4 protein-coding genes are annotated in these 3,457 nt (G+C 63.5%); 2 read left to right on the forward strand and 2 right to left on the reverse strand.

Annotation, left to right across the window (positions count from 1 at the left end):
- Positions 1 to 399 precede the first annotated feature (399 nt).
- Positions 400 to 1,179: a hypothetical protein gene (locus QZ213_RS26285; protein WP_291688979.1), complete on the reverse strand. Its 780-nt coding sequence runs from the start codon at positions 1,177 to 1,179 to the stop codon at positions 400 to 402.
- A gap of 18 nt (positions 1,180 to 1,197) precedes the next feature.
- A complete protein-coding gene (locus tag QZ213_RS26290; RefSeq protein ID WP_291688982.1) occupies positions 1,198 to 1,395 on the reverse strand; it encodes a hypothetical protein in 198 nt (65 codons plus the stop codon).
- A 254-nt stretch (positions 1,396 to 1,649) separates the two neighbouring features.
- Here QZ213_RS26290 and QZ213_RS26295 point away from each other — a divergent pair, with 254 nt between their 5' ends.
- Together QZ213_RS26295 and QZ213_RS26300 are read left to right on the forward strand one after the other, a co-directional pair.
- Positions 1,650 to 2,624, forward strand: a complete 975-nt coding sequence (locus tag QZ213_RS26295; protein WP_291688980.1) for a DUF2336 domain-containing protein — start codon at positions 1,650 to 1,652, stop codon at positions 2,622 to 2,624.
- 107 nt (positions 2,625 to 2,731) lie between these two features.
- Complete coding sequence (locus QZ213_RS26300) at positions 2,732 to 3,139, forward strand: hypothetical protein (RefSeq protein ID WP_291688981.1); 408 nt, start codon at positions 2,732 to 2,734, stop codon at positions 3,137 to 3,139.
- Positions 3,140 to 3,457: the final 318 nt, after the last annotated feature.

The raw sequence follows: 3,457 nt of genomic DNA on the forward strand, positions 1-3,457 counted from the left end.
ACAGCGGTCGCACCGGAAATCACCCGGCATCCCCGCACGCAATGGTTTTAACGGTTTCCTTCGCGCTCTCCTCGGCGATCGGGCTTTTTTGTCACCGTCGCCCGCGGAGTTTGCTCCGCGAACTTGACGCCAGCGTCGAGGCGTCAGGACCACACGACTTCTCCGTCCGCAAGACAAGCGCTCTCGTCAGAAGCACCGCTTGCGTCCACCGCATCCCGCCCCGCGTCCGTGACGATCGCGATACGCCCCTCTGTGGGGTGGGACGGCGGAGGACATGAAGTGATTTGGGACGAACGGAAACAGGAATATTTTTACAAAGGGGACTGGACGACCCAAATCACTTTGATCCGGCTCGACAAATTAGGTTTTGCGCACAAGTCCCCGAGGGCGCGCTTTACGTCAGCCGCGCACGCTCAGCGCCTGTCCCATCACGGGCTGCGCCGCGACTGGCGGGTTGGCGGTCTGCGCGGCGAGTTCGCCGATCAGCCGGTCGGCGTCGGCCGCCAGACCATCCGGGGCCTGCAGCACCAGCCGTTCCAGCGCCCAGCGATAGGACGAGATCCGCCGCTCCAGGCATTGCTGCACCCATTGCACGATCAGGCTGTTCTCCTGCATGCGGGCGACCGCGTCGGCGCGTTCGCGCGGCGACAATTCGGAAATATGCGCAAGCGCGGCGTCGCGCTTCTTGTCGAGATCGATCACGCGCACCGCGGCGGCGAAGAACGGCTCGAACCGGGTGATGTCGTCGCGCACGTCGTCGGTAAGCTGCGCATAGCGCGACGAATGCGAGCGGTGCGGCTCGTCGATCAGGGTACGTCCATAGGCGGTGCGGTCGAATACCACCTGTTGCCGCCAGGGCGACGGCAGCGGCTGGTAGTCGCCGAACACGGTCCTCCAGGCGGGACGCGAATGCGGCGGCTCGATCAGGGGATAAGCCAAATCGCGCAGCTGCCGCTCATTGTCGGTGAGCTGGAATTGCGAGGCCTTGAGCCCGACGCTTCCCGTCACCTCGCCGCCGATCCAGCGATGCATGTCGTCGTTGAGAAAATCCTGGCGGGTGCGGCCGAAATCGCCGCCGCTGCAGCCGCCGAGCGCGGCACTGACGAAAAGAAGCGCGAGCGCCGGCGATGAGCGTCGGCTCGGCCGGCTTGTCCGGATCGGAAAGCGCGTCGCCGGCATGTCGAAATGTCCTAAAAATCAGCGGCGGCGGCGACGGCGGCCCGGGGCCGTACCTTCTTCCGGTCCGCGGCCGCCGCTGGTTTCGTCGGATTCGCGTTCGATCCGGATCACCGGGAGGATCAGGATGGTTCCCATGCCTTCGCGAGGCGCGCCATCCATGGTTGAGCCCGGCCGCCGCGATGCCGCATCCGCCGGAAATTCAATGATGGTGCCCATGTCTAACTCGTCTCTCTGCTTGCCGCCCAGGCACGATCCGGCCAGCGACATGCCATCATTAAGATCAGGACGTGGTTAACAGCATCTTAATTTGCCGGCGTGGGCTCCGATTTCACTCCAGCCGCGGCGTGGCCCGTTGCGGCACAGATCGCCTTGAATACGCCGCCCGTGTTTCACGGATTGTTTTCCTTAACGAGCTGTTAAAGCAACCCAGGTAGGCTTGGGCCAAGAATGACTCAGTCGCGTACCCTGACATGACCAAACCTGCATTTTTTCCGGGCTTCGACGGGTTGATGACGCTCTCCCGCCGCGAGGGCGTCGATATCAGACCCACTTTGCTGCGGGTGCTGACCGATCTCTATGTTCAGGCCAACGCGCACAGCGCCGACGAAGAGCGGCAGTTCATCGAGCTGACTTCCCGCCTGATCGACGAGGTCGACGACGCGACGCGCGCCGCCGTCCGGGCGCGGCTTGCGATCTATCCGGGCACCCCGGCCGAAGTGCTGAGGAAGCTCGGGGTCAAGCCGGCCGGTTCCGATTCCGGCGTGTCGCCCGCCCGCGAAATTCCCGTCAGCGTCCCGTCCGCGGCGCCGCCGGCGAGACGGCCGAGCGAGGCGGAACTGCGTCTGGCATCCAACCTGGCGATGCAGCCAAAGGACGCCGCCGAAATCAACGAGATGTTTTCCCGGGCCAGCGCCAGCGAACGCGCGTTGATCTTGCATAATCTGCAGGAAACCCCCTTGCGCGCCGCGGCGCGGATTCCCGCCGCGCGCGCCAAACGCGCCGTCGAGACGCTGGAGATGGCCGCCTTCGCCGAGGACGTCGAGAACTTCACCCTGGAGCTCGGCGAGACGCTGATATTGCCGTGGCGGGTCGCCACGCAGGTGGTCAACGATCCCGGCGGCGAGCCGCTGGCCTGCGCCGCCAGGGCGATGGACATGCCGAGCGCGGTGTTTCAGCGCGTGTTGCTGTTTCTCAAGCCGGAAATGGGATCCTCGGTGCACACCGTCTACCGGCTGGCGCGGCTATACGACCGGTTGAGCGAACGATCCGCTTTGGTCATGCTGGCCGCGTGGCGCGGCTCGACGATGGCGGCCACTCGCGCCAAATTCCGGTCTGGGCTCTACGAAGACGAACGCAATCGCGCGCGCGCCGCCTCCACCGAGCGGCGCCCGGCGGCGCTGCAGCCCGGCTCCGGCATTGTCAAGCGCACGGGCTCCGAAGGCTAGGCGTGAAACCATAAATCCAGTGCGATTGGCGGACTTCCGCAGCTCGCCGCTTCCCGTCACGCCGAGCTGAGGCCGGCGCAGTTGATTGCAGGGTGTCGATTGCGGATATGGCAGATCGTCCGCCGCGTGTGCTCGTCGATAACGAGGTTGTCGATATTGGAGGCAAGCGGTTTCGCTGCATTGATACGCCACACGTCCCGCACGGCTCGGATGCCGGCGTCATGCATGAAGAGACGACGGCTACGCTCCTTTGCCGCGACCTTTTTACGAGACGTGGTGGCGGTCCGCCCTTAACCGAAAACGATATCGTCGGACCCGCCATGAAGGCAGAGGATTTTTGGGCATTGACCAGATTGGGGCCCACAACCGCTCCCAATATTCGGAAGCTCATTGAGACGAAGCCGAGAACGCTCGCTTTGATGCACGGTTCGTCCTTCAGCGGAGATACGGTCAGCGCTCTCGGTGCGCTGGCGGATCGCTATGAGGCCCGTCTGCGCAAGCCGATGGGACACTAACGCCGCTTTGACAAACGTCCGTTGATGACCACGTTTGAGACATGCCTACCGGCTCCGACGATGTCCGTTCGTCGGGGTAGACCGGAAGTGACGGGCGAACGGTCAGGACGACGCGAATGACCCGTTGCAGGCATTTTGAGCAGAACGACCAGTGCGCGTATCGATATGTTTCTGAGTCTGGGACCGTACAGACGCAAGACAAATAGACACCTCATTGGTGCTTGATATCGATCAATGATTGCCAGCTGAAACCCTGTAGTACGCGCGAGGGGTCGGATGGAGTGACGAATGCCCCTGGCGCGATATTTTTTCTTTGTT

The organism is Bradyrhizobium sp. (assembly GCF_017881085.1).
GTDB lineage: Bacteria > Pseudomonadota > Alphaproteobacteria > Rhizobiales > Xanthobacteraceae > Bradyrhizobium.

Coding starts and splice junctions, on each gene's coding strand:
- QZ213_RS26285 (WP_291688979.1), bottom strand. CDS start 1,179: ATGCCGGCGACGCGCTTTCCGATCCGGACAAGCCGGCCGAGCCGACGC.
- QZ213_RS26290 (WP_291688982.1), bottom strand. CDS start 1,395: ATGGGCACCATCATTGAATTTCCGGCGGATGCGGCATCGCGGCGGCCG.
- QZ213_RS26295 (WP_291688980.1), top strand. CDS start 1,650: ATGACCAAACCTGCATTTTTTCCGGGCTTCGACGGGTTGATGACGCTC.
- QZ213_RS26300 (WP_291688981.1), top strand. CDS start 2,732: ATGGCAGATCGTCCGCCGCGTGTGCTCGTCGATAACGAGGTTGTCGAT.